The following is a 26,960-nucleotide window of genomic DNA, read 5'->3' as shown; positions in this document are numbered from 1 at the left end:
ATAATCGTTTCCCGTGCAATTAGAGGGGAGAGTACCATGGTCACCTATATCCGTTCGGATCTCGATTTCATCCTGGCGCAGATCAAGATTGCAGAAGCAGATGCCGCGTTCCGGCAGGGTGTGTCGACCGGCGACCCCAACAACCTCGCAAAGCCGCTCTTTGGACCCGGCGGATCGATCCCGACCTACAATCTCTCCTGGGGCCTTCGTACCGTCGATGGCACCTACAACAATCCGCTGCATCCGGAATGGGGGGCTGCCGACAACGAGTTTCCGGAGCCCCTGGGAACTCAGTTCAAGACGATCATGGTTCCGGCTGGCCCCGGCGGCGCGCTAGTGCCGGTGACGTACCAGCCGGGCGTCGACAACGACGGACCGGCGGGAACGGCCGGCCCGAGCGACGTCTTCGATCCCTATGTCCGTACCATCTCAAACCTCATCGTCGATCAGACGCTTGGCAACCCATCGGCAATCCTGACAGCCCTGCAGAGGGCGGGCATCGTCCCCGCCGCCCAGCAGATGGCCGTCACGGCGCAGATCACCGCAGCCTATGAACCTCTGCGCCCGCTCTTCAATGCGCTTGGCGCTGCCGAGCGTGAAAATGCCGCTGCCCAGGCCGCAGCATCCGCGAGCCCCAACAATCAGGCGCTGCAGGATGCTGCTGCGGCGACGCAGGTCAATCTTGACGCGGCGCAGGCGGCCCTAGACGCTGCGGATGACGAGCTGATGGCGCTGCTCGACACCAATGGCGTCGAGCTCGATGGCGTCAACGTGGTAATCACCAACGCGGCGCCCGACGAAGGGCTTTCGGCCCCGTTCAATTCGTGGTTCACCCTCTTCGGCCAGTTCTTCGATCACGGTCTCGATCTCGTCGCCAAGGGTGGCAACGGCACGGTCTTCATTCCGCTGATGCCCGACGACCCGCTTTATGTTGCGCCGACGGCGGAAAATCCGAACCCGCCGAACTTCATGGTGCTGACCCGCGCAACACTTGGCGGCCCGGGCAATGACGGCGTGATGGGCACGGCAGATGACACCGACCGCCCCGTCAACACGACGACCTCTTTCGTCGATCAGAATCAGACCTACACCTCTCACCCGTCCCATCAGGTGTTCCTGCGCGCCTACCAGCTCAACGCCGCCGGCGATCCGGTATCGACCGGCAAGCTCATTGAGGGCGGCAATGGCGGCATGGCAACCTGGGCCGATCTCAAGGCACAGGCAGCCGATCTGCTCGGTATCCAGCTGCTCGACGCCAATGTCGGCAATGTGCCGCTGCTGGCAACCGATCCTTACGGCGAATTCATTCGCGGACCGAATGGCTTCCCGCAGATGGTCACTGCCACGGGCCTGGTCGAAGGCAATCCGGCAGCCAATAACGGCCTGGGCGTCCTCGTCCCCGCCAATGCAATCCTGACCGGACACGCCTTCCTGGCTGATATCGCCCACAATGCCGTTCCGGAAGGCCTCGCCGACGGCGACATCGAAATCGGTTTGGGCAATGGCGACGGCAGCGCGACTGACGGCCAGTATGACAACGAGTTGCTCGACGCCCACTATGTTGCAGGCGACGGACGCGCCAACGAGAATATCGGCCTGACCGCCGTTCACCACGTCTTCCACTCCGAACACAATCGTCTGGTGGAGCATACCAAGGAAGTTGTTCTCGCCGACGCAACAGCGATGGTCGTCGGTGGCGCAACGCAAGCGCAGGCCGTGGCCTTCCTGAACGAGTGGCTGATCGATGACGTCGCTACAGTCCCCGCATCGGCCGCCAATCTTGTGTGGGACGGCGAACGTCTTTTCCAGGCCGCCAAATTTGGTACCGAGATGCAGTATCAGCACCTCGTCTTCGAAGAATTCGCCCGCAAGATCCAGCCCAACATCAACGTGTTCCTGGTGCCCGACGGCTTCGACGTCACCATCGATCCCTCGATCGTCGCCGAGTTCGCGCACGTCGTCTATCGCTTCGGCCACTCGATGCTGACGGAATCGATCGACCGCTTCGACCCCAATTTCAACCCGGATCACATCGGCCTGATCGAGGGCTTCCTGAACCCGCTGCAGTTCGAGAACAATGGCGGCAATGCAGTCGAAGACGCCGACATTTCTGCGGGCGCGATCATCCGCGGCATGACGAGGCAGGCAGGCAACGAGATCGACGAGTTTGTCACCAGCGCGCTGCGCAATAACCTTCTCGGCCTGCCTCTCGATCTGGCGACCATCAACCTGGCGCGCGGCCGCGACACCGGCGTGCCGACACTCAACGTGGCACGCGCACAATTCTACAACGCCACCAACCAGGACGTCCTGCTGAAGCCCTATGAAAGCTGGGTCGATTTCGCAGGGCATCTCAAGCACGAAGCCTCGATCATCAACTTCATCGCGGCCTATGGCACGCATTCGCTGATCACCTCGCAGACGACCCTTGAAGGCAAGCGCGACGCCGCGCTGACCATCATTTCGGGAGTCTCTGTCGGCGGGCTCGGCGTCCCTGCCGATGCGGAGGCTTTCCTCAACGCCACGGGCGCCTTTGCGGGCGGCTCGCTCGGCGGCCTCAACGACGTCGATCTCTGGATCGGCGGCCTTGCGGAAGCGATCATGCCCTTCGGCGGCATGCTTGGCTCGACCTTCAATTTCGTCTTCGAAATGCAGATGGAAAAACTGCAGAACGGCGACCGCTTCTACTATCTGCAGCGCCTGGACGGCCTGCACCTCTTCGGCGAAATGGAGAACAATTCCTTCGCCGCCATGATCATGCGCAATACCGACGCAACCCACCTGCCGTCCGACGTCTTCTCGACGCCCGGCCTCATTCTCGAGGTCGACCGCACCAAACAGTATAATCCCGGGCTCGGCGAAACCGCTGGCGCGGATGGCATCCTGGAGGACGACCCGAATACGGCAGCCAATGAGAGCGCCGACAACCTCGGCATCGACCCTGTCGGCACCAGCCTGCTGACGAAACTGGTCATTCGCGACAACCCTGCAACCGCTGCCGTTGATACCAACTACCTGAAATACACCGGCGGCGACCACGTCGTCCTCGGCGGCACCGAGGACGCTGATACGCTGATCGCCGGTATCGGCGACGACACGCTCTTCGGCGACGGCGGCAACGACCGGCTGGAAGGCGGCTTCGGCAACGACATCATCAACGGGGGCGATGGCCACGACATCATCGTCGACAGCGGCGGCGACGACAACATCAAGGCCGGCAAGGGCCATGACGTGGTCCATGCCGGACCGGGCCTCGACCTCGTGATGGGCAACGACGGCCAGGACTTCATCTTCCTCGGCACCGACATGGGCTCGGAAGTCTTTGCCGGCACCGGAAACGACTTCATCTACGGCAACAAGAATGCCGAACGCATCCTCGGCAACGAGGGTGACGACTGGATCGAGACCGGCACCTTCGACGGCGCACCTGGCGACAACTTCGACGAAATCTTCGCCCATGATGGGATCGACGGAAACGACGTGTTCCTTGGCGACGGCGGCTTCGACGAGTTCATCGGTGAAGGCGGCGACGACATCATGGTCGGCAGCGCCGGCCGCGGCAAGATGGCGGGCATGTCTGGCTTCGACTGGGCGACCTATAAGGACAACACGCTCGGGGTGAATGCCGACCTGTCGCGTCCGATCGTCTTCGACGAAGCGCCGACACTGCCGCAGAACGCGGCGCTCGATGAGTATGAGTCGATGGAAGGCCTCTCCGGCACCCGCTTCGCTGACGTGCTTGGCGGCACCGAAGACGTGGCGGCCGACCGCGCCAGCCTCGCCAATGGCGGCACGAGCGGCTATCTCGGCAGCACGCTCGACGCGCAGGGCATCGCCCTGATCGCCGGCCTGCAGGCCGTGCTCGGCGCTGGCGTCACCTCCTTTGCCGGCGGCGACATCATCCTCGGCGGCGATGGCAGCGACCGCATCCAGGGCAATGGCGGCGATGACATCATCGATGGCGACAAGTGGCTTAACGTCCGCATCGGCATCATGAGCGGCTTCAATGACAACGGCCCAATTGGAACGGAGGTCGTCGGTAACCCCGACATCAAGAGCATGACGAGCCTCGTCACGCTGCGGCTCGACGCTAATGGCAACATGGTCACGGCGGCGACCGGCGGCACTCCGGTCACCAAGACTCTGGCTGCCTGGATGTTCGAAGGCAAGATCAATCCCGGCCAGCTGCAGATCATCCGCGAAATCAGCTCGGCCGGCGACGCGGTCGCCGATACCGACATCGCCGTCTTCCGCGGCGACCGCGGCGAATATGCCTTCTCGGCCACCACCGACGGCCAAGTCATCGTCACCCATGCGGTCGAGGACTCCATCGACGGCAGCGACCGCCTCCGCAACATCGAACAGGTAGAATTCGCCACGGGCAATGCGCTCAACATCATTGTGGGGACGGCGAATAGTGATGTGCCACTCAACGGCACGGCACAGGACGACCTGATCCTCGGCCTTGCTGGGGCAGACACGCTCAACGGCCTTGCCGGGGACGACATTCTGGTCGGCGGTGCCGATGGTGTGACGACAACATCAACGGCTTCGTCGTATGCCGACAACTTCAACACCCAGAGCTTCGGCACTTCCACCGGCGGGACCAACTGGGGGCCGGACTGGGTCGAGACCGGAGATAACAACAATCCCAACAACGGTCAGATCCAGATCGACGACGACCTCGCCAATGTGCTCTACTTCACCACCGGCGACGGTGCGCAAATCCAGCGCACAGTCAATCTGGGAGGAGCTGCCACTGCCAGCTTAAGCTACTCAATCGTGGAAACAGGGCTGGACGCCACGATGACAGACACCGACACCGTGACGGTGTTCTTCTCTCGAGACGGCATCACCTTCACTCAGGTCGATCAAATTACCAGTACGACCAACACTCCCGCCGCACCGCGCAACATTGACCTCAGCACCGTTGGGACAGGACCTTTCACCAACAACGCCGCGATACGCTTCGTCGCATCGAGCCTTGAAGGTGGCGATACTGTTGCCATCGACAACCTTGTCGTCAACTTCACGACCGTTACCTCCACGCCTGCCGGCGACACCCTCAACGGCGGCCTCGGCAACGACACCTATTGCTTCTCGCTCGGTGACGGCAGCGACGTCGTCAACGAAGGCGTCTCAGCCACCAGCGGCGGCACGGCGGACAAGATCTCGATCCTGGCACCGGTCACCGGGACCGATGTGGATGGCCTGCCGATCTACACCATCTCCGCGCTGAATGTGGTGGACAACAACGGCACCAACAACGATGGCGATCTCGTCATCGACTACAGCCTGCCGAATGGCGCTAGCCCGGTAGCCCAGAGGGTCACCGTCGCCAATCACTTCGACGGAACCAATGCAGAAACCGGCGTCGAACTGATCAACTTCAATGGCGCCTTCTTCAACGGCTACCAGCTGGTCGGTGACTATGCCATCAGCCGGGCAGACCCGACGGGCGGTACGCGTACCGTCAACCTGGCGGCCTCTATCGTCAACAACCTGATCGCCGGTGAAGATGGCGACAACGACGCCATCACCGCTGGCAGCGGCAATGACCTGATCTTCGGCGGCGGCGACAATGACGATCTCGTCGGCGGCCTCGGCGATGACCTTCTGGTCGGCGGCGCAGGCAATGATGACCTCGACAACCGGCTCAATGCTGCACTCGACGACTTCGAAGGCGCGATCGGTGCCGACACCATGGTCGGCGGCGCAGGCAACGACACCTATGGCGTAGACGATCTGCTTGACGTCGTAGTGGAAGCAGCAGGTGAAGGCACGGATACGGTCGAGACCTTCCTCGCCGACCTGTCGATCGCGGCCATGGCCAATGTTGAAAACCTCGCCTTCCTCGGCGCCGATGCCAGCCAATTCGTCGGCACCGGCAACGCGGGCAACAACGTCATCACCGGTGGCGACCTCAACGATACGCTGAGCGGCCTTGCCGGCAACGACACTCTTAATGGCGGCCTCGGCGCCGACACCATGATTGGTGGCGAAGGCAACGATACCTATGTCGTCGATGATGTGGGCGATGTGGTCAACGAGAGCACCGGCCTCGCGGCCGATGTCGATACCGTCCAGTCCTCGGTCAGCTTCACGCTGGCAGCCGGGGTCGAGAATCTGACGCTGACGGGCGCCGATGCCATCAATGGCACCGGCAATGCCGGGATCAACACCATCATCGGCAACGATGCCGCCAACCAACTCTTCGGCGGCGGCAACAACGACACCCTGACCGGCAATGACGGTAATGATTTGCTCGATGGCGGCACTGGCAACGACACGATCAGCGGCGGTGATGACAACGACACCATCATTGGCGGCGCCGGCGACGATACGATCGATGTGGGTGGCGGTTTCAACACCATCGTCTACAACACCATCGGCTTCGGCGCTGATATCATCAACAGCTTCGACGCGGCGGGCGGCACTCCAGCCAATCAGGACCGCATCGATCTCAGCGGGCTTGGTGTGACGGCTGCGAACTTCGCCAACCGGGTGTTTGAATCCGCTGTCGGCGGCAATACGATCATCACAATTCGCGAAAACGGTCCGGCCTCTACCGTCCAGGGTACGATCCAGATCAACGGCGTCACCAACGCCAATATCGAGATCACCGACTTTACGCTCGCCGCAGCGGCACCCGCAAACTTCGGCACCGCTACGGCTGGTGCCGATACGATCACCGGCAATGCTGCGGCCAACAGCATCAGCGGCCTTGGCGGCAACGACACCTTGAGCGGTGCCGGCGGAGACGATGTGATCAATGGCGGTGAAGGTGCCGACACGCTGAACGGTGGCGACGGCAATGACACGCTGACCGGTGGCATCGGGGCTAACGGCGGCACTTTTATCGATAATTTTGCCTCGTCCTCTTACACCAACAACAACGGCACGCTGGCCTTTGCGGGCGGCTGGACCGAAGGCGGCGGCGAAACAACAGGCGCAGGCGACGGCGATATCCAGATCAATCCTAACAATGGCGGCCGCCTGCACTTCGAGGAAGTCATCGATGGCGGCGAATTCATTCAGCGTTCGTTCGATCTGACAGGAGGCACCTCGGCAACCGTCCAGTTTACATATGTGGGCGATACAAGTCTCACCGGGACGGAGAATGTTACGGTCCAGGCATGGAACCACACGACCAATAACTGGCAGACCCTGACCAACGGTGTGCTGAACACGGCAAGTGGCACGTTCAGCGCCGCACTATCTGCCGCGCAGATCGGACCGCAATCAGCCATACGCTTCACGGCAAATGGCGACTGGGACGACGGCGACAACTTCTTCGTCGATAATTTCACGGTCAATGTTACTGGCAGCGGATTCGGTGTCGATACCATCAACGGCGACGCCGGTGACGACACCGCCGTCTGGAATGCCAATACCTCCGGGGCAACGGATGGCCGCGACATCGTCAATGGCGGGACGGAAGGAACTGCCGGCGATACTTTCGTCATCAACGGCAATGCCTCGGCAGAAACCTATACGATCTACACCAGGGCAGCCTGGCTGGCGATTGCGGGCAATGTCGCGGCGAACCTCAATGCCGCGACCGAAATCGTCGTCACCCGCAATGGCACCAGCAATGCTTCCGTCATCGCGGAGCTCAACGAGATCGAGGAAATCCGCCTCAACGGTGTCGATCCTTCGGGGGCGGGAACGGCCGGGAATGACAACTTCAGCATCGTCGGCGACTTCTCGACCACCAGCCTGCGCCTCAACACGATCACCATCGACGGCGATGCCGGAAATGACACGATCGATATCTCGGCGCTCGGCTCTGCGCACCGCATCGTCTTCCGCTCCAATGGCGGCAACGACACGATCATCGGCACGTTGCGGCCGCAGGACGTCATCGAACTGGCCCAAGGCACCACCGCCGACGACTATGAGATCACGACCGGTGCCAACGGCGTGACGACGATGACCAACGGCGGGCACAGCATCCAGTTCACCAGCGAAGGCGGGCTGCCGCAGTTCAATGGCGATGGCACCACGGCCGAGGAAGAAGAAGACGACACGCCGGCGCCGAACCCGCCTGCCCCGACGCCACCGGCCGCAACGGCAGGGGCGACGATAGCAGGCACTGCAGCCGCCGACGTGCTTCTCGGCACGGGCAGTGGTGAAACGATCGTCGGCTTTGCCGGCAATGACGTGGCAACAGGCGGCGCCGGGGCCGACATCATCCGCGGCGATGACGGCGACGACTTCCTCAATGGGGAAGGCGGAAACGATATGGTTTTCGGCGGCGCCGGAAATGACGACCTGCTGGGTGGCGACGGCAACGACATGCTCTATGGCGATGCCGGATCCGACCGCGTCTTCGGCGATGCCGGCGACGACATGATCCGCACCGGTGCCGGCAACGACACCGCCCATGGCGGCAGCGGCAACGACATGTTCGTCGCCGAAGCAAGCGATGGCGACGACACCTACTATGGGGATGACGGCAGCGACACGCTGGATATGGCGGCGATCACTGCAAACCTGACCGTCGATCTCGGCAGCGGCTTCATGGGCCGGGGCAGCGCATCGAGCAGCCTTTCGGGCAACGATACGCTGTGGGGTATCGAGAATGTCGTCACCGGTTCCGGAGCCGACACGATCACCGCCAATGCTGCCGTCAACATCATCGACGGCGGGGCCGGAAACGACAAGTTCGTCTTCCTCTCCGAAAAGGATGCCGACGGCGACACGATCATCGGCTTCCAGCCGGGCGACAAGATCGATCTCAGCGGCACCGACGCCAATGGCGGCGTTGCCGGGAACCAGGCCTTCACGCTGGTCAACGGTTCGGCGCTGACAGGTGCCGCCCAGCTGATCGTCACGCATGAGGTCCGGGCCGATGGCGACTACACGGTCGTCCAGGGCAGCGTCGATGCCGACAGCACGGCCGAACTCCGGCTCAACATCAAGGGGAACCACAACCTCACCGCTTCCGACTTCAACCTGTAATCCGCGACGTCAGGCGTGCCGGCTCCTCCGGTACGCCTGACAGCCCAACAACAGAACGAAGTGGTGAAAGACATGCGCCCCAAGACTCCATTGACCGGCAACAAGCGCAAGCAGGTCGAGAAACTGACTCACGGACTGCGCGGAATATTCGTCTTCCTGTTCTTCACATCAGGGGTCATCAACATTCTGGCGCTGACCGGCTCCTTCTACATGCTGCAGATCTATGACCGCGCGCTGACCAGCGGCAGCGTTCCGACGCTGCTCGGGCTTTCGGCCCTGGCGATCGGCCTCTACCTGTTCCAGGGCTTTTTCGACATCATCCGCTCGCAGATCCTGGTGCGGATGGGCGCCCGGCTCGACAGCCGGATCGCGCCCATGGCCCATCAGGTGGCAATCGACATGCCGCGTTTCGGGTTCTCGACCGCAGAGGCGCTCGAGCGCGGGCGCGATGTCGATACCGTTCGCAGCTTTCTCGGCAGTCAGGGTCCCGTTGCCCTGTTCGACCTCCCATGGGTGCCGCTCTACCTCGTCTTTGTCTACATGCTGCATCCCTATCTCGGCGCGCTCACTTTCGCCGGCGCCTTCGTGCTGTCGATGCTGACCATCGCGACCGAGCTGATGACGCGGCGGCTCGCCAGTGCCACGCACAAATCGGGTATCGAGCGCAATGCGATCGCCGATTCCAACGCGCGCAATGCCGATATCCTGAAGGCCATGGGTTTTGCCGGGCGCGCGGTGGATCGCTTCAACCGCGCGAACCAGGACCATCTGGAACTGCAGACCCGCACCAACGACATAAGCGGCACGTTCGGGGCGATCTCTCGCGTGCTGCGCATGATCCTGCAGTCGGCCGTCCTCGGTCTCGGCGCATGGCTGACGATCCAGGGAGAATTGTCGGCAGGCGCCATCATTGCCGCCTCGGTCGCCTCGGCTCGGGCGCTTGCGCCCGTCGATCTGGCGATTGGCAACTGGAAGGGTTTTGTTGCCGCCCGCACCGCCTTCATCAGGCTGAAGGAGACCGTCATCGCACTTGCAGGCGCCGTGCCGCCGATGGCGCTGCCGGCACCGGCCCTTACGCTGAAGGTCGAGAAGATAACGGTTGCCGCTCCGGGTTCCGGACGGGTGCTTCTCAGCGAAGTGAGCTTTGAGATCGCCGCCGGCCAGGCGCTCGGCATCATCGGCCCGAGCGGCGGCGGCAAGACCACGCTGGCGCGCGCCCTGACGGGGGTCTGGCCGACCCTTCGCGGCAGCGTTCGTCTCGACGACGCCGAGCTGACGCAATGGTCGGATGACGACCTCGGCCAGCATGTCGGCTATCTGCCGCAGGATGTGGCGCTGCTCGATGCGACGATCGAGGAGAACATCGCGCGGCTGGAGCCGCAGGTCGATGCCCGGGCGATCGTCGATGCAGCGCAGACGACAGGCATCCACGAAATGATCGTGCGGATGCCGGATGGCTACCGCACGGCACTCGGCCCGCAGGGCATCTCGCTTTCGGCCGGACAGCGGCAGCGCATCGGCCTTGCGCGGGCGCTTTACCGCAACCCCTTCATCGTCATCATGGATGAGCCGAATTCCAACCTCGATGGCGAGGGCGAAATGGCGCTGACGCAGACGATCAAGGCGGTGCGCGCCCGCGGCGGCATCGCCGTCGTCATCGCGCACCGGCCAAGTGCGCTAGCAGCCGTCGATATGGTTGCAGTCATTCAGAACGGAAAGATGGTCGCCTTCGGACCCAAGGACGAGATCCTGAAGCCAACGGCAGCCGAACCGGCCAGCCGGCCGGCAGCAGCGGCACAGATCGGATCACGCATCACAGCGAGGATGTCAGAATGATCGAGGTCAAAGGAACCAAAACCGCAAAGACGGAAGAAGACCCGCACGATCGCTATGTCCTGAAGAACGAGGACAAGCAGTCGAAAGTGCCGATGTTCATGACGTTGTTTCTCACAGGTTTCGCTCTCTATCTGAAGACAGCGCTATCTCATCAGCAGCCAAACCCGCCCGCCGAAAAAGGGGACGCACGGCCGGCGCTGGACGGCGAAGAACCGTTGCCAGCGGCCGACGCTGTCACGGCTCTTGCGGCGGCAGGGATCGAGGACGAGGAGGACGAAGCCGCGCTGGCCGGAAAGAAGGCCTCGGGCGTGACGCTCTCGAACCACAAGAACAGCGTGAGCTACGCGCTGACCGATTCTCCAGCGATCGAGTTCAACAGGCTTAATCTGCCGAGCCTCGCGCTGTTGAAAAGCTCAGGCGGGATCTCGGTTTCTTTCCACGCCTCGAACGACAATGCATGGAAGGCTTCGAAAGCGGCCTCGGCCGGGCCGCAAACGAGCAACAGCAACGGCAACGGCAACGAAAGAGTCTCTTCCCCCACCCCTCAAGCAGGAAACGAAAAGCCACAAAACCGCGCCCCGCGTATTGGTAGCCCGGTCACCCTCGCTGACGTCTCCGGTTGCGCCATTGCCTTGATCGGCCTTGCCGACCTGTTGCGCGGCGCGCTCGATCCCGATGGCGATGTCTTGTCCGTGCGGGATCTGACGGTCTCATCGGGTAAGCTGGTACAGACGGCAGGCGGGTGGAACTACGACGCGGCGGGTCTCGGTCCGGTAACCATCACCTACCAGATTAGCGACGGCACCGCCTCCGTGTTGCAGACCGCACATTTCTCGGTGGTCAAGGCAGCACCCGTCATCGGTACGGCTGGAGATGATCTGCTTTCGGGCACGCAATGCGCCGACGAGATCGGCGGGCTGGCTGGAAACGATAATATCGACGCCAGAGACGGCAACGACACCGTGGATGGCGGCGATGGAGACGACAATATCGTCGGCGGCAGCGGCAACGATACGATCCGCGCAGGCAACGGCAATGACATCGTTCTCGGCGGTCTTGGCGACGATCACATATGGGGGGGCCGCGGCAATGACCGCCTTTATGGCGAGGAGGGCCGCGACACCATCTACGGCGAGGAAGGCGACGATCTCATCAGCGGTGGGGCCGATGCCGATATCCTTCGCGGAGGCGGCGGCCATGACAGGATGAGCGGCGATGCCGGCAACGACATCCTGGACGGCGAAGATGGCGATGACGACCTCGACGGCGGCGATGGAGACGATGTACTCTTCGGACAGGCGGGCACCGACACACTGAAGGGCGGCACTGGCAACGATTTCCTGAGCGGCGGCAGCGGCCGGGACACGGCGAAGGGCGAAGATGGCGGCGATACGGTCGCAGGAGACGCCGACGGGGCCGACGACATCTACGATGGCGGCGCCGGGATCGATACCCTCGACTATTCGGCGCTGGCCGAGGCGGTCGAGATCGACCTCGCCGATGGCACCGCCACCGGAGTGGAGATCGGCAATGACGCCGTCTCGAATTTCGAGATCGTCCGCGCCGGGGCGAACGACGACGAGGTGACCGGCAGCCTTGCCGACGAAGCGATACACGGCAATGCCGGCGACGACTATCTGAGCGGCGGCGGCGGAACCGACCTGGTCGAAGGCGGTGACGGCGATGATGTCGTCGAAGGCGACATCGATGCCGTGGCCGACCGCTACGATGGCGGAAGCGGCATCGACACGCTCGACTATTCCGCAGCGGTCATGTCGATCGTCGTCGATCTCGCGGCCGCTGATGCGACGGGTGAAGAGATCGGCAACGACAGCATCAGCAATTTCGAGATCATCAAGACCGGGGACGGCGATGACACCCTGCATGATAATGAGGGCGCCGATCTTCTCTGCACCGGAGACGGCGACGATATCGTGGTCGCGGCAGCCGGTGCATCTGATGACGAGTATCGCGGTGAAGGCGGGTTCGACACGATCGATTATTCGCAGGCAGCGCATGGTGTGCTGATCGACCTGAACACCGGCACCGCCACCGGCTTCGATGTCGGCCACGACGTAATCGAGGGTTTCGAAAAGGTCATCGGCGGCGCGGGAGACGACACGGTCCGCGCGGGACCGCTGGCTGTCGTCATCGAGGGTGGTGCGGGCGAAGACACGTTCGAATTCACTGTGCCCGCTGGTGAAAGCAGTGCCGATGTCGTGCACCAGATCCTCGATTTCATGGTCGGGGACCGCATCGACATCTCCAAATACAAGATCTTCGAGCAGGTTCTGGACGGTATCGAGGATCGTTTCGAGGAGATCTATGGCGACAAGGCGGATGACGAGCCCCTTCCGATCCGCGTCCGCCACGAGGGGACCGACGAGATGAGCCGCACCTTCATCGAGGTCGATATGGACAAGGACGAGCACTACGAAATGACGATCAACCTGACGGGGCATCATCTGCTTGTCATCGTCGAAAATCCCGCGGCCTAGGAAGGTAAGACATGTCTAGAAACCAGCAAAGATCCCAGGCCGCACTTTCACCTGAGGACAACAATACATTTCCTGTGACTGCCCGCGTTCTCGCCGGCATGACGCTTGGCGTGCTGCTGTTTGCCGGGGCTGGCGGATGGGCGGCGACGACGCAGCTCAGAGGCGCGATCATCGCCCCGGGCGTCATCATGGTGGACCGGAACCTGAAGTCGATCCAGCATCGAGACGGCGGCATCGTCAGCGAAATTGCCATCAAGGAGGGCGATGTCGTTACCAAGGGACAGATCATGCTGCGCCTCGATGATGCCCAGACCCGCGCGGAGCTCTCGATCGTCAAGGCGCAGCTGATCGAACTGACGGCGCGTCAGGCACGACTGATCGGCGAGCGCGACAACGAAGAGGCCATTGTCTTCCCGCCGGATTTCGGCACGGAGTTCCCGGCCATTGCTGCAGGCGAGCGCCGCCTCTTCGACGGCAACCGCAAGAACCGGCAGAACCAGAAGCAGCAGCTTCAGTATGGCATTTCGCAACTCGAGGAGGAGTTGAAAGGCCTGGTCGCCCAGCATGACGCCAAGACCGGCGAGCTCGAACTGGTGAAAACAGAACACACCAAGATCAAGGGCCTCGCCGACAAGAAGCTGATCGATACGTCCCGCAAGTATTTCATCGACCGTGAACTTGCGAAACTGACCGGCGAGAACGGAGAGATTCAGGCCAATATCGCTCGCTCGCGGGCACGCATGAGCGAGATACAGGTGCAGATCATCGCCATCGACGAGGCGGCCCGGACAGAGGCGCAGCGAGAATTGAGCGTCGTCGAGCCGAAACTGTCGGAGTTGAGGGAGCGTCGGGTCGCCGTCGAGGACCGGCTATCGAGGACCGATATCCGCGCCCCACTGTCAGGAACCGTCAACGAGCTCTTCGTCCACACGATCGGCGGCGTCATCACGCCGGCAGAAAAGCTTCTGACCCTGGTGCCAGCCGACGCGGCGCTGAAGATACAGGCGAGACTTGCGCCCACCGATATCGATCAGATTTCGGTCGGCCAGGACGCGAGAATGCGCTTCTCCGCCTTCAACCAGCGTGCAACGCCGGAACTCAAGGGCAATATCGCCTATGTCTCGGCGGCAACGAGCACCGACCCCGCCACCGGCCAGATCTTCTATCTCGCCGATGTTGCCGTGCCTCCGGCGGAACTGGCAAAGCTTGAGGACAACAAGCTGCTGCCCGGCATGCCGGTCGAAGTCTTCGTCTCGACTGAAGAGCGCACGGCAATGTCTTTCCTTGCCAAGCCACTGACGGATCAGTTCAACCGGGCGTTCCGCGAGGAATAGATTAGAAAATTGCGGGGCGCGCCATGATAGCGCGCCTCGCCAACTCAGATCAGCCTTCCAGCCACTTCACCTGCTCTGGCGTCAACTTGATATCGAGCGCGGAGAGGCTGTCCTCCAGCTCGGCGATCGTCCGCGGCCCGATCAGCGGAATGACCGGGAATGGCTGGGCGATGACATAGGCGAGCGCGATGTGGATCGGGCTGCGGCCAAGCTTGTTTGCAAGCTCGATTGCCCGGTCGCGGCGCTCGAAATTGCGGTCCGAATACCAGCAACGGACGATTTCCTCGTCGTCATGCTTGTCGCGTCCCGCACGGTCGGTGAAGAAGCCGCGGCCCTGGCTCGACCAGGCGAAGTTCGGGATCTGCTTCTTGTTCAGCCACGTCTTCCACTCGTCGTCGGAAGACGTAACACAACCGGCCCAGATCGGATCCAGCATCTCGGCCAGCGAGAAGTTGTTGGAAAGGGCAGCCGGTGCCGTCTTGCGGTTCTTGTCGGCATAGGCGATCGCCTCTTCCATGCGGGCGCGCGTCCAGTTCGATCCGCCGAAAATGCCGCGGATGCGGCCACGCTTCACCTCGGCATCCATCGCATCGACGAACTCGCCGACCGGCACGGCGGTATTGTCGCGATGCATGAAATAGATGTCGACATAATCGGTCTTCAGCCGGTCGAGCGACTGGTCGAGCTGCTTGGCGATCATATCTGGATAGCAAAGCGGCGAGTGCGCGCCCTTGCCGATCAGCACGATCTCGTCGCGCGATACGTTGCGGCTGGTGTGCCAGTCGCCGAAAATGCTTTCGGTCTTGCCGCCGCCATAAACGTAAGCCGTATCGAACGCATTGCCGCCTGCCTCGTAGAAGGCGTCCAGCGTGAGCGATGCCGAAGCGAAGTTCGGGAAGAACTCGAAGCCGAGCGTCACCACCGAAGCGGGTTTCAGGATGCCCGGAATTTCGCGCTTCGGAATGCTGTTGCCGAGCTTGACCGGAGCGCCTGCGAGATTGAGCGTCCGCTTCGTTGCCTTCTCGACCCCGTATTCCAGGCCTACAGAGGCGCGCCACTGATCGAGAACCCGGAGGTTGCCGATGGAATCCGCCCAGCTCATGCCCGGCGAAGCGAACTCATGCTGTCCAGCGCGAATCGCATCGCCCGCAGCATCGACCTCGAACGAATAAAGCCAGCGGTCTTCTTTGACCTCGATCGTTTCCTGCTCGTTGCCCTTGAAGATCTCGATCTTGCCGGTTCCGCCCTGGTGGCCGGAAGCGAACCAGAAATCCTTGACCTCGATGCGGCCATCAGAGCCGATGATGCGCAGCGTGTTGTCCTGGTTCGCCATGATCGAGCAGGACACTTCGGCAATGATCGAATTCGGGAATTTCAGCACCGCCGAAGCCCACTCATCGACGCCGGACTGGCCGAGATGGGCAACGCCCGAGACCTTCTCCGGCTCGAGGAACGGCTTGCCTTCGGCTGCACCGGCAATCAAGCGGGCCATCGAAACCGGATAGCCGCCGACATCGAGAATGCCGCCGCCTGCCGTGTCGTTGGAAAACAGCCGGTGCTCGGGTTTGAAGCTTCCCATGTTGAAACCGAAGCTGGAGCGGATGATGCGCACCGTGCCGATGACGCCGCTTTTCACCAGTTCGACGATCTTCGCCGTTTGCGGATGCACGCGGTACATGAAGGCTTCACCGGCAAAGACGCCGGCCTTCTTCGCCTCGTGATAGATCGCGTCCGCATCGTAGGCCGAGAGCGCGATCGGCTTTTCGACGAGCACGTGCTTGCCCGCGCGGATCGCCTTGATCGCCCACTCGGCATGACCGGTATGCGGCGTGGCGATATAGATCGCATCAATCTCGGGATCAGTGAGCAGCGCGTCATAGCCCTTGACGATACGCGCGCCCGGGAAGCCGTCGCCGAGGCCCGGCTTGTCGGCATTGCGCGTCGCGATCGCCGCAAGCTTGCCGGTCCGCGAATGCGCGATGCCATCCGCAAAGGTGCGGGCGATGGTGCCGGGGCCGATAATGCCCCAGCGGATCGTTTGCTCTGAACTCATGACTATTCCTCTTTCGATGTGGTCGTCTTGGGGATTGCGATACTCAGCGCAGGCGTTGGCCCGCGCTGTCGAACAGAAATGTGCGTTTGGCCGACAGCGAGACGGCCAGGCTGTCGCGATTGCCGGTGGTACGGGATTCCGGCCGCTCGATGATCAGCTGCTCGCCGCCGAGCGTCGCGTAGATGTAGCTGGTATTGCCGAGATGCTCGGCGACATCGACGCTGACGGTCATGTCGGCATCGCCCTTGCCGGCATCACCGAAATGCTCGGGGCGAACGCCGAGCGTCACGTCGGTTCCCTCGGCAAGGACCGCAGTCAGCGGCACGGTCAGGCGGACGTTCTGGTCGGCGGCAAGCGCAACCGTCAGTCCCGCGGCGTCCCTGCCCGTCACGACCGCCTTTAGAAAATTCATCTTCGGCGAGCCGACGAAACCGGCGACAAACTGGTTTGCCGGATCGTCGTAGAGATCGAGCGGCGCGCCGACCTGCTCGATATTGCCGGCTCTGAGCACGACGATCTTGTCGGCCAGAGTCATCGCTTCGGTCTGGTCGTGGGTGACGTAGATCATCGTCGTGCCGAGCTGCTTGTGCAGCCTGGAAATCTCGACGCGCATCTGCACGCGCAACTCGGCATCAAGGTTGGACAGTGGCTCGTCGAACAGGAAGACCTTGGGCTCGCGCACGATCGCCCGGCCGATCGCCACACGCTGGCGCTGGCCGCCGGAAAGCTGCTTGGGGCGGCGCTGCATCAGCTCGTTGATCTGCAGGATCCCGGCGGCGTGGCTGACGCGCTTTTCCGTGTCTTCCTTCGGATTGCCATTCATGCGCAGGCCGAAGGAGAGGTTTTCGGCCACTGTCATATGCGGATAGAGCGCATAGGACTGAAAGACCATGGCGATGCCGCGGTCGGCGGGCTCGACATCGTTGACGACCCTGCCACCGATATCGATCTCGCCACCGGAGATGTCCTCCAGCCCGGCGATCATGCGCAGCAGCGTGGACTTACCGCAGCCGGACGGCCCGACGAAGACGACGAACTCGCCGTCCTTGACCTCCAGATTGGCGCCATGAATGATCTCCAGCGCACCATAGCGTTTGACGACGTTTCTGAGTGAAAGCTCTGCCATGCGGCTCCCCGATTATTTGATTGCGCCGGCAGCAATGCCGGCGATGAAGTGGCGCTGCAGCAGCACGAAGATGACGAGGATCGGCGCGGTGAGCATCGTCGCCCCCGCCATGATCCCGCCCCAGGAGACCTTGGTGAGGCCGATCAGCGTGCCGAGCGCCACCGGTGCGGTCATCATCGCCGGCTTGGAGTTGATCAGCAGCGGCCAGAGATAGTTGTTCCAAGACACCAGGAAGAGGATGATCGACAGCGCCGCCATGGTCGGCCGCGCCAGCGGCAGGGCGATGCGCAGGAAGATCTGCCATTCCTTGACGCCTTCGACGCGTGCCGCATCGAAAAGCTCGTTCGGCATCATCGAGAAGGACTGGCGCATGAAGAGCACGCCGAGCGAATTGAAGAGCGGCGGAACGATCAGCGCCACCCAGGTATTCGCCAGCTTGAACTCGCGCGCCACCATGATGAACTGCGGAATAACCACGACCGCAAAGGGCAGCGTGATGGTCCCGAGAATGATGGCGACGACGACGGAGCGCCCGGCAAAGCGGTAGCGCGCCAGCGCCCAGCCTGCCATCGAGGTCAGCAGCACAGACAGAATGGTGTAGATGATAGCCACCGAGATCGACGTGAACATCGCCCGGGTGAATCCGGTTTGCGCCTCCAGATCCTGGAAGTTGGCAATGAAGTTCGTCGACGGAAGCAGCACGATCTCGGGGCTGAAGATGCCGTAGTCGGGCATGGTCGAGAAGATGAACATCATCCACAGCGGGAACAGCCAGATGATCGCCAGCGGCGTCAGCACCGCATGCAGCGCGATCCGCCTCAACAGCAGTGATTGCGACTTGGATTTCATTTCGCTTCCCTCCCGACCCACAGGTTGAGCAACGAGATCGCAACCGCCAGTGCCGCTATTGTGTAAGCCACGGCTGACGCATAACCGAAATTCAGCGACAGGAACCCCTGGCGGTAGAGCAGCAGGCCAAGCGTCTCAGTGCCGCCGCCGGGTCCGCCGCGATTGGTGATCAGGAACGGTTCGGTGAAGAGCTGCATCGTACCGATGACCGAGAGAACCACGCAGAACAGAATGATCGGCTTCAAGAGCGGCAGTGTGATGTGGAAGAACTGCTGCGTCTTGCTGACCCGGTCGAGCGTCGCAGCCTCGTAGACATCCTCAGGGATCGATTGTAGCCCGGCGAGAATGATGATGGCGTTATAGCCTGCCCAGCGCCAGGTCACGGCGATGATGACCAGTGCCATGGCGGCATTGGCATTGTCGAACCACGAAACGGCGGGCAGGCCGACCGAAGTGATCAGCTTGTTGACGATACCGAAATCGATGCTGAACATCAGGCGGAAGACTGCCGCATAGGCGACCTCGCCGACAACGACGGGCGCGAAGAAGGCAAAACGGAAGAGCGGCCGCAGCTTCAGGAGCGGCGAATTCAGGAGCACTGCCATGACGGTGGCGATCGCGATCATCACCGGTACCTGGATGACCAGGATGATCAGCGTGTTGTAGAGCGCGTTGTAGAAAGCCGGGTCGCCGAACAGGCGTCCCCAATTGGCCGAGAGGCTGAACTTCCACGGATTGACGCGCGTGTTCTGAAACGAGATCAGAAACGAACTGATGATCGGCCACACCCAGAAGGTGGCGAAGACGATGAGATAGGGCGCGAGGAACGCATAGGCGCTCCGGTTGCGGATCGGCATATTTTCCTCCTCACAGACGCAACGAGCCATCCCGGAGGATGGAGAACCGGGCGCCGCAAAGCGCCCGGCTTCGTCACTTATTCTGCGATCGGAAGACCGGTCGCGGTGGCGATCTGCTTGGCAGCGTCGTCAAGCGCTGCCTTGGCATCCGGGAAGCCACCGGCGAAGTATTTGGTCTGCGCCGCCTTGTAGATGGCATCCGCATCCGTCTGGTACTGCGTGCCGCGGCTCGGCACGATCTTCGGCAGGGTCGAGAGAATGTCGGCCCAGACCTTCTGACCGCCCCAATAGGGCTGCGGTTCGTTGACGAACGGATCCTGGACGGCCGAGAGAAGCGACGGCACGAGGCCGAAGGACTTCAGCATCGTCACCTGGCCTTCATTGGTACCAAGCGAGTAGTTGATGTAGTTCCAGGCCGCTTCCTTGTTTTCGGAATTGGCGGCGATCGCCAGCGACGAACCGCCGAGGTTGGCGGCATGTGGGCCGTCGGCGGTCAGGCTCGGCATCATGTAAACGCCCCACTTGCCGGACAGATCGGGCGAGCCGGAGCGGATCGTGCCTTCGTACCAGCCGCCATACATCTGGCTGGCTACCTTTCCAGCGGTATTCGCCTGGATCTTTTCGTCCCAGATGGCGGCCGTTAGCGTGCCGGCATCCTTCATCTGTTTGACCTTGTCCAGGGTCGCGACGCAGGCAGGCTTGTTGATGGTGATCGACTGACCATCCTCGGAGAAGTAGCCGCAGCCCTGCTCGTTGGAAATCATGCGGAACCATTCGCTGTCGCCGTTGAAATCGGCCTGCGCCATGACGACGCCAGGATTGGCTGCCGAAATCTTCTTGCCGGCGGCGATGAAATCGTCCCAGGTCTTGATCGTCGTCGGATCGACGCCTGCCTTCTCATAGAAATCGCGGCGGTAGAACACCGCAACCGGGCCGGAGTCCCACGGCATGGCGTAGGCAACATCGCCAACTTCGAGCTCGGTGCGCTTGAAATCAGGGAATTTCGCCTGGATATCGGCGTTGTAGCCGAGGTCCTTCAGATTGGTGAAGCAGTCGGGGAAGCGGTTCCAGAAGATTTCCGCTTCGAAATTCTCGACCGTGACGATGTCAGGCAGGCCGTCTCCTCCGGCGGCGCAGGCTGCCAGCATCTTGTCGAAGACCTGCTGGTTGCCGAGATCCTGCACATCGACTTTGACGTCAGGGTATTTCTTGTTGAAGCCTTCCACAGTGGATTTCAGCGCCGATGCGGCGACGTTCCAGCTCCAGATGGTGAGCGTGCCCTGCTCTGCATATGCGGAGCCGGAAGCAAGCAGCGCGACAGCAGCCGTCGCACCGATAAGATTGAAGCGCATTGAAAATCCTCCCTTTTCAATTGCCGTCCCTTAGCGAACGTGCCTACACTAACCGGAAGGCACCGGCTGTCTCCTAAAAAGGGAATATGGATTTGGCGGAAAGTAAGGTTGCGCAAAGAGCCATCTATCAGCCCGGTGCGAGCAGCATCGAGGGGCTGCCCACCGCGCTGCAAATGTTCCACGCCCATCCGCCCGTCATGGCCATGCCGCACTGGCACGCCCAGGTCGAGGTCAATTTCGTGATGCATGGAACCGTGCATTATCGCATGAACGACCATGAATTTTCGCTCAACGCCGGCGAGATGTGCCTGTTCTGGGGCGGTCAGCCGCATCAGATGGACGAATCGTCCGATGATTCGATTTATGCCGGCGCCCACCTGCCGCTCGTCTATTTCTTCCGCATGCGCCTGCCGGTCGCCATTTCCAGCCAGCTGATGCGTGGCGCCACCATGCTGACCTCGGCGACCGATGCCGCCGACAGCGAAAATTTCGCCCGCTGGCATCGCTATGCGACATCCGGCGATGCAGCAAAGTCGCAGCATGCCGTGGACGAACTGCTGCTGCGGATCGAGCGCATCCTGCTGGAACCCTATTCAATGATCGGGCTCAGCACGCAGCTTGCCGAAAACGATCCGCCCTACGCCCAGTCGTCACGCAACGTGGCACGCATGTGCGACTTCATCGCTGCCAATTTCATGGAAGACATCGACACGATCGATATCGCCCGTGCCGCCGATCTCCATCCGAAATATGCGATGAACCTCTTCAAGAAGTCGACCGGCATGACGCTGAGCAAATATGTCAACCTTCTGCGGCTCTCCCGAGCCCAGGCGATGCTGATGAGCGAGGAAGCCAACGTGCTGCAGGTGGCCATGGATAGCGGCTTCGGCTCGATCAGCGCCTTCAACAAATCCTTCCGCCACATCGCCGGCATGTCCCCATCCGATTTCCGCCGTGACCTGCGCTCATCGGGAATTTCCACGGCAAACTGATCCCCAACCCATACTCACACCCCATCGAGGAGACCTCACCATGGCTGGAAGACTGGCAGGCAAGATTGCGATCATTTCCGGCGGGGCGACAGGCATGGGCGGAGCAGCCTCGAAACTCTTTGCCGCCGAGGGCGCCAAGGTGGCGATCATCGACCGGAACGAGGAGGCCGCCGCAGAAACCGCAAAGGCGATCCGCGACGCCGGCGGTGTCGCCGACTACTGGGTGGCCGACGTCTCCAATGAGACGGCCGTCAACGATGCCGTGAGAGGTGTGGAAGACAAGTTCGGCGCCGTCACCGTCCTCTTCAATCATGCCGGAACGATCGTCATCAAGCCGTTCCTGGAAACGACGCTCGATGAATGGGAGTGGCTGCACGGCGTCAATGTGCGCTCGATGTTCCTGATGACCAAGGCGGTCCTGCCGAAGATGATCGCAGCCGGAGGAGGATCGATCGTCTGCACCTCGTCGATCTCCGCCGTCGCGGCAACGCCGATGGAAGTACTCTACGACACGACCAAGGGCGCCGTGCACATGTTTGCCCGGGCCGTTGCCGTCGAATTCCGCGACCGCAACATCCGCTGCAATGCCGTCTGCCCCGGCTTCATCCGCACGCCGCATGGGTTGCGCGAGGTCAAGGAACTGCAGGCGCTCGGCGTCGATGTGTCGGACGAGGCGATCGCCGCCCAGCAGGGGCGCATCGGCGAGCCCGAAGACGTGGCGCGTGCCGCGCTTTACCTGGCCAGCGACGATTCCAATTTCGTCAACGGCGTCCACCTCTTCGTCGACAACGGCTTCACCGCCATCTGAAGAGAGAAGACAGAAAGGTCCACCGGGAGGATAGATGGCGCGCGAATTTGATTTCATCATTGCCGGCGGCGGATCAGCGGCTTCGGTGGCGGCCATGCGGCTTGTCCGCGATTTCGGCTTTTCGGTTCTGATCGCCGAGCGTGGCCCAAGCCAGACGGCGAAGCTGATGTCCTTTCCGGCGGGCTACATGAAGTATCTCGCCCGCGACGATTTTCTCGAAATGCATCATACCGTTCCCCAGCCGCAGCTTGGCGGCCGCGGGCCGATCGTGCCTGTCGCCAAGGCACTCGGTGGCGGCAGCGCGGTCAATGCGATGGTCTATATGCGGGGCCAGAAGGAAGACTATGACGGCTGGGCGCGCTATCTCGGCAATGGCAGCGAATGGTCCTACGCAGACATGCTGCCACACTTTACCGGCATCGAGGCCAACAGCCGCTTCAACAACGCCTATCACGGCATATCAGGTGAGCTTCGCGTTTCCGAACCGAAGCATATTTCGGATACGACCGAGGATTTCATTCGTGCCGCCCAGGGGCTCGGCCATTCCTACAATCCGGATTTCAATGGCGAGCGCCAGAACGGCGTCGGCATCATGCAACATACATTCGCCAAGTGGGGCCGTCGCACCGAGCGCTCCGACGCGAAAAAGGCCTTCCTCGATCCCCTGGCAAAGGACGAGCGGCTGCAGATCATCACCTGCGCGCGGGTCGACCGCATCCTCATCGAAAACGGCCGCGCCCGCGGCATCGTCTACACTAGGGATGGCGAGACGCAGACGGCGATCGCAGGCAGGGAGGTGCTGGTTGCGGCCGGTACCTATAACAGTGCCAAGCTGATGATGCTGTCGGGGCTCGGTCCGGCCGGTCACCTTCGCCAGCACGGTATTGCCGTTGCAGCCGACATTCCAGGCGTCGGCGCCAATCTTCAGGATCATCACGAAGTCCCGGTGATCGCGACGACCAAGGGCAAATCCGGATATTTCGGCGAGGACAAGGGCTGGCCGATGATCCGCAACGGCCTGCAATATCTGTTCTTCGATTCCGGGCCGGTGACGACCACGGGGATCGAATCATGCCTGTTCTACGATCCGGATGGCGGCGAGCGTCCCACTATTCAGCTCTATTGCGCTCCGATCGTCTATCTCGACCGCGACGTCTCCTCGGCCAAACCCACCTGGGGCGTGACCTTCACCTCATGCCTTCTCAGGCCGAAGGCGCGTGGCAGCGTCCGGCTGCGCTCCGCCAATCCTGCCGACCAGCCGCTGATCGATTGCAACTTCTTCGGCGATCCCGATGATCTGAGGCTGACACTGGCATCGCTGAAGACAGCGCGCCGGTTGCTGGAAACCGAGCCTTTCCTGTCCAAGATCGACATGGAGATCCTTCCCGGCCGCGCCATTCAGGACGAAGAAGCCCTGACGAAATTTGCCGGGCAGACGGTCAAGACCAACTATCATCCCTCCGGTAGCCTGCGCATGGGGCCGGACAGCGACCCCATGGCGGTCGTCGGCAGCGATCTTCGTGTGCGGGGCATCGCCGGCCTTCGGGTCATCGATTGCTCGATCATTCCCTTCATTCTTTCGGGCAACACCAACGCTCCGGCGATGGCGATCGGCTCGAAGGCTGCCGAGATGATCGCCGCCAGCCACGCCTGAGCTAAAGGCCGACCAGCATAGCCAGATTGCCGCAGCCAATAAAATAGATAGCGAATAATTTGAATCCTATCGAATTCGGTGCTATATCCAACGCATGGATACCTACAACAGCCTTCAGCGCGTCTTCACCGCAAACCTGCTTTCGACCGGCCGCCAGTGGCGCCGCGCCGTCGACCTCGCACTCAGCAGCCACGGAATCTCCGAGGCCTGCGCCGCCCCGCTTCTCTGGATCGGCCGCCTCGGCGGCGGTGTCCGCCAAGTGGTGCTGGCCGGCCATGTCGGCATCGAAGGGCCATCGCTGGTTCGTCTTCTCGATCAGCTCGAAACGCTTGGCCTTGTCGTCCGCAAGGACGATCCTGCCGATCGCCGCGCCAAGGGTCTTTATCTGACCGATGAGGGCAGTGCCCTTGCGGCACGCATGGAAGCCGTGCTCGACGAGCTTCGCGAGCGCATTCTCCAGGATGTCAGCAAGGCAGACCTTGAAGCTGCCGTGCGCGTGCTGCAGGCCTTCGACAATATAGACGTGACGCAGACAGGCGCCCTCGAAAAGGAAATCGAGGCAGCGTCGTGATACCCGTATGGCGTGACTGGTTATTCTCGGGCAAGGCGTTTCTTGCCTCGATGCTGGCGCTTTTCGTGGCGCTGTCGCTCGATCTGCCGCGCCCCTACTGGGCGATGGCGGCCGTCTACGTTGTCGCCAATCCGCTGGCGGGCGCCACAAGCTCCAAGGGCCTCTATCGCGCGCTCGGCACGCTGCTCGGCGCTTCTGCCGCGGTGTTCTTCGTTCCGCTCTTCGTCAACGCGCCCGAACTGCTGTCGCTGGTCGTGGCGCTCTGGACCGGCACGCTGCTGTTCATCTCGATGCTCGACCGCAGCGCCCGAAGCTATGTCTTCATGCTTGCCGGCTATTCGCTGCCGATGATCGCCCTGCCCTCTGTCGGCTCGCCCGAGACGGTCTTCGACACGGCGCTTGCCCGCTCGGAAGAGATCATCATCGGCATCGTCTGCGCCAGCATCGTCAGCGCCGTCATCTTTCCGGCCAGCGTCAGCTCGCTGCTCGGCCAGCGCATCACCACCTGGCTCGATGATGCCGGAAGCTGGGCCGACGAGATCCTGCGCGGCGAAGGCGCCTCGCCGGCAACGCCGCTGAAACGCCAGAAGCTCGCCTCCGATGTGACTGGTCTTGATCTCGTCATCAGCCAGCTCGGCCATGACGCGAATGGCCGCGATATCGTCCGTCATTCGCGCGAATTGCGTGGCCGCCTGCTGATGCTGCTGCCGCTGTTTTCATCGCTTGCCGACCGTCTTCACGCGCTGAAAGCCTCCGGACAGGAGCTGCCGCCGGCGCTTTCCGCGCTGCTCAACGATGCCGCCGCCTGGTTACAGCAGGGCGGCAAAGGCAAGCCGGATGGTACAGGCGCGAACTTGCGCCGCCGCATCGATGACGTCCAGACCTCGGAAAGCCACGAAACCGGCTGGAACGCCCTGCTTTATCGCAGCGCGCTTGCCCGCCTCGGCGAGATCGTCGATCTCTGGCACGATTGCCTGACGCTGCGCGACGAGATCGCCAGCGGCCGCCATGCCGGTCCGTGGCATCCGGTTTTCCGCCACCGCCAGGTGGTCGGCCGCGTCAGGCATTATGACTATGCGCTGATTGCCTTCGCTGCCGGTTCCGTCGTTGCCGGGATCGCTGTCGCCTGCTTCTTCTGGATCTTCACCGGCTGGCAGAATGGTGCGGGCTTCGTCACCATGGCCGCCGTCGCCTGCTCGTTCTTCGCCGCGATGGACCGGCCCGCGCCCTTCATCCGGTCGATGTTCATCTGGTCGGCTCTGAGCCTTGTGATCTCCTTCGTCTACATTTTCGCCATCCTGCCGGCGGTCAACTCCTATGAGCTGCTGGCCGTGGTTTTCGCCCCGCCCTTCCTGTTGCTAGGCCTGCTGATCACCCGGCCGCAGTTCAACATGCTGGCGATGCTGCTTTCGGTGAACAGCGCGAGCTTCATCGCTCTCCAGGATCGCTACACATCCGACTTCACCACCTTCACCAATGAGGCGGTCGCGGCCCTTGCCGGAATCGGCTTTGCCCTCGTGTGGACGCTGATCGCCCGTCCTTTCGGCGCCGAACTCGCCGCCGGGCGGCTGGTGCGTGCCGGATGGAAGGATCTGGCCGAAACGGCAGCCGGCGAACGGCGCACCGACCATGAGCGGCTCTCCGGCCGCATCCTCGATCGCCTCGGCCAGCTGGTGCCGCGCCTCGCCGCCGTCGAGGATCGCGAACTAAAAAAGGTCGATGGCTTCGCCGATGTGCGCCTCGGCTTTAACGTTCTGATGCTGCAGACCCGGCGCAAGGAACTGACCGGCGCAAGCGCACTGTCTGTCGGCCGGGTGCTCTCAGGCGTGTCCGATTTCTACCGGGCGCGGCTTGATGCCGGCCAGGCAATCGACCCGCCCGACGAGTTGCGTGCCGCTATCGACGACAGCCTCGGAACCATTACCCATGAACGGACGGAAACCCGGGACAATATCGATGCCCTGGTCGGTCTGCGCCGGGCGCTCTTCCCTGAGGCGGCGCCGCCAGATTGGCCCACGCCCGAAACCATCTCAACCCCGCTTCAGATTGCAGCCGAGTAAACCGTC

14 protein-coding genes are annotated in these 26,960 nt (G+C 62.1%); 9 read left to right on the top strand and 5 right to left on the bottom strand.

Features of this window, described 5'->3' with window-relative positions; all coding sequences use genetic code 11:
• Positions 1–36 precede the first annotated feature (36 nt).
• The 4 genes from AB4Z25_RS16645 to AB4Z25_RS16630 all read left to right on the top strand — a co-directional run bounded on the left by AB4Z25_RS16645 (position 37) and on the right by AB4Z25_RS16630 (position 14,632).
• The gene (locus AB4Z25_RS16645; RefSeq protein ID WP_442208575.1) at positions 37–8,964 is read left to right on the top strand and encodes a peroxidase family protein; all 8,928 of its coding nucleotides are present in this window, start codon (positions 37–39) and stop codon (positions 8,962–8,964) included.
• A gap of 72 nt (positions 8,965–9,036) precedes the next feature.
• On the top strand, positions 9,037–10,800 hold the full coding sequence (locus AB4Z25_RS16640) for a type I secretion system permease/ATPase (protein WP_442208574.1): 1,764 nt from the start codon (positions 9,037–9,039) through the stop codon (positions 10,798–10,800).
• Positions 10,797–13,298: a calcium-binding protein gene (locus AB4Z25_RS16635; RefSeq protein ID WP_442208573.1), complete on the top strand. Its 2,502-nt coding sequence runs from the start codon at positions 10,797–10,799 to the stop codon at positions 13,296–13,298. The genes AB4Z25_RS16640 and AB4Z25_RS16635 overlap by 4 nt, the downstream gene beginning before the upstream one ends.
• An 11-nt stretch (positions 13,299–13,309) precedes the next feature.
• Positions 13,310–14,632, top strand: coding sequence for an HlyD family type I secretion periplasmic adaptor subunit (locus AB4Z25_RS16630; protein ID WP_442208572.1), 1,323 nt, complete (start codon positions 13,310–13,312; stop codon positions 14,630–14,632).
• A gap of 49 nt (positions 14,633–14,681) precedes the next feature.
• Here AB4Z25_RS16630 and AB4Z25_RS16625 read toward each other — a convergent pair whose 3' ends face one another.
• The 5 genes from AB4Z25_RS16625 to AB4Z25_RS16605 form a co-directional block, all read right to left on the bottom strand.
• Positions 14,682–16,685, bottom strand: coding sequence for an aldo/keto reductase (locus AB4Z25_RS16625; protein ID WP_442208571.1), 2,004 nt, complete (start codon positions 16,683–16,685; stop codon positions 14,682–14,684).
• Positions 16,686–16,728: 43 nt separating this feature from the next.
• The gene (locus tag AB4Z25_RS16620) at positions 16,729–17,811 is read right to left on the bottom strand and encodes an ABC transporter ATP-binding protein (RefSeq protein WP_442208570.1); all 1,083 of its coding nucleotides are present in this window, start codon (positions 17,809–17,811) and stop codon (positions 16,729–16,731) included.
• A gap of 12 nt (positions 17,812–17,823) precedes the next feature.
• Complete coding sequence (locus AB4Z25_RS16615; RefSeq protein WP_112514553.1) at positions 17,824–18,660, bottom strand: carbohydrate ABC transporter permease; 837 nt, start codon at positions 18,658–18,660, stop codon at positions 17,824–17,826.
• Positions 18,657–19,517 (bottom strand): carbohydrate ABC transporter permease, encoded by an 861-nt coding sequence (locus AB4Z25_RS16610; RefSeq protein WP_112388628.1) that lies wholly within the window; start codon positions 19,515–19,517, stop codon positions 18,657–18,659. Before AB4Z25_RS16610 ends, AB4Z25_RS16615 begins: the two co-directional genes overlap by 4 nt.
• A gap of 77 nt (positions 19,518–19,594) precedes the next feature.
• Complete coding sequence (locus AB4Z25_RS16605) at positions 19,595–20,869, bottom strand: ABC transporter substrate-binding protein (protein WP_112388629.1); 1,275 nt, start codon at positions 20,867–20,869, stop codon at positions 19,595–19,597.
• Positions 20,870–20,955: 86 nt separating this feature from the next.
• Between AB4Z25_RS16605 and AB4Z25_RS16600 the strand changes: the two genes are divergently transcribed.
• The 5 genes from AB4Z25_RS16600 to AB4Z25_RS16580 all read left to right on the top strand — a co-directional run bounded on the left by AB4Z25_RS16600 (position 20,956) and on the right by AB4Z25_RS16580 (position 26,954).
• Positions 20,956–21,861 (top strand): helix-turn-helix domain-containing protein, encoded by a 906-nt coding sequence (locus tag AB4Z25_RS16600; protein ID WP_442208569.1) that lies wholly within the window; start codon positions 20,956–20,958, stop codon positions 21,859–21,861.
• Between the two features lie 40 nt (positions 21,862–21,901).
• Positions 21,902–22,669 carry an SDR family NAD(P)-dependent oxidoreductase gene (locus AB4Z25_RS16595; protein ID WP_442208568.1) on the top strand — a complete coding sequence of 256 codons (768 nt, stop codon included), beginning with the start codon at positions 21,902–21,904 and terminating at the stop codon, positions 22,667–22,669.
• A 34-nt stretch (positions 22,670–22,703) separates the two neighbouring features.
• Positions 22,704–24,323 (top strand): GMC family oxidoreductase, encoded by a 1,620-nt coding sequence (locus tag AB4Z25_RS16590; protein ID WP_442208567.1) that lies wholly within the window; start codon positions 22,704–22,706, stop codon positions 24,321–24,323.
• A gap of 94 nt (positions 24,324–24,417) precedes the next feature.
• Positions 24,418–24,894 (top strand): MarR family winged helix-turn-helix transcriptional regulator, encoded by a 477-nt coding sequence (locus AB4Z25_RS16585; RefSeq protein ID WP_112388633.1) that lies wholly within the window; start codon positions 24,418–24,420, stop codon positions 24,892–24,894.
• 50 nt (positions 24,895–24,944) lie between these two features.
• On the top strand, positions 24,945–26,954 hold the full coding sequence (locus tag AB4Z25_RS16580; protein WP_442208778.1) for an FUSC family protein: 2,010 nt from the start codon (positions 24,945–24,947) through the stop codon (positions 26,952–26,954).
• The last annotated feature ends 6 nt before the right edge of the window (positions 26,955–26,960 follow it).

The sequence above is a fragment of the Rhizobium sp. RAF36 genome (assembly GCF_052114105.1).
GTDB lineage: Bacteria > Pseudomonadota > Alphaproteobacteria > Rhizobiales > Rhizobiaceae > Rhizobium.
The sequence above is the reverse complement of the archived record's forward strand: the minus strand, read 5'-3'. Positions and strand labels throughout refer to the sequence as shown.

Excerpts from the sequence above, each read along its gene's own strand:
- AB4Z25_RS16620 (WP_442208570.1), bottom strand. The coding sequence starts at position 17,811 with ATGGCAGAGCTTTCACTCAGAAACGTCGTCAAACGCTATGGTGCGCTG.
- AB4Z25_RS16595 (WP_442208568.1), top strand. The coding sequence starts at position 21,902 with ATGGCTGGAAGACTGGCAGGCAAGATTGCGATCATTTCCGGCGGGGCG.
- AB4Z25_RS16630 (WP_442208572.1), top strand. The coding sequence starts at position 13,310 with ATGTCTAGAAACCAGCAAAGATCCCAGGCCGCACTTTCACCTGAGGAC.
- AB4Z25_RS16640 (WP_442208574.1), top strand. The coding sequence starts at position 9,037 with ATGCGCCCCAAGACTCCATTGACCGGCAACAAGCGCAAGCAGGTCGAG.
- AB4Z25_RS16610 (WP_112388628.1), bottom strand. The coding sequence starts at position 19,517 with ATGCCGATCCGCAACCGGAGCGCCTATGCGTTCCTCGCGCCCTATCTC.
- AB4Z25_RS16585 (WP_112388633.1), top strand. The coding sequence starts at position 24,418 with ATGGATACCTACAACAGCCTTCAGCGCGTCTTCACCGCAAACCTGCTT.
- AB4Z25_RS16625 (WP_442208571.1), bottom strand. The coding sequence starts at position 16,685 with ATGAGTTCAGAGCAAACGATCCGCTGGGGCATTATCGGCCCCGGCACC.
- AB4Z25_RS16605 (WP_112388629.1), bottom strand. The coding sequence starts at position 20,869 with ATGCGCTTCAATCTTATCGGTGCGACGGCTGCTGTCGCGCTGCTTGCT.
- AB4Z25_RS16580 (WP_442208778.1), top strand. The coding sequence starts at position 24,945 with ATGCTGGCGCTTTTCGTGGCGCTGTCGCTCGATCTGCCGCGCCCCTAC.
- AB4Z25_RS16590 (WP_442208567.1), top strand. The coding sequence starts at position 22,704 with ATGGCGCGCGAATTTGATTTCATCATTGCCGGCGGCGGATCAGCGGCT.
- AB4Z25_RS16600 (WP_442208569.1), top strand. The coding sequence starts at position 20,956 with ATGGATTTGGCGGAAAGTAAGGTTGCGCAAAGAGCCATCTATCAGCCC.
- AB4Z25_RS16635 (WP_442208573.1), top strand. The coding sequence starts at position 10,797 with ATGATCGAGGTCAAAGGAACCAAAACCGCAAAGACGGAAGAAGACCCG.
- AB4Z25_RS16645 (WP_442208575.1), top strand. The coding sequence starts at position 37 with ATGGTCACCTATATCCGTTCGGATCTCGATTTCATCCTGGCGCAGATC.
- AB4Z25_RS16615 (WP_112514553.1), bottom strand. The coding sequence starts at position 18,660 with ATGAAATCCAAGTCGCAATCACTGCTGTTGAGGCGGATCGCGCTGCAT.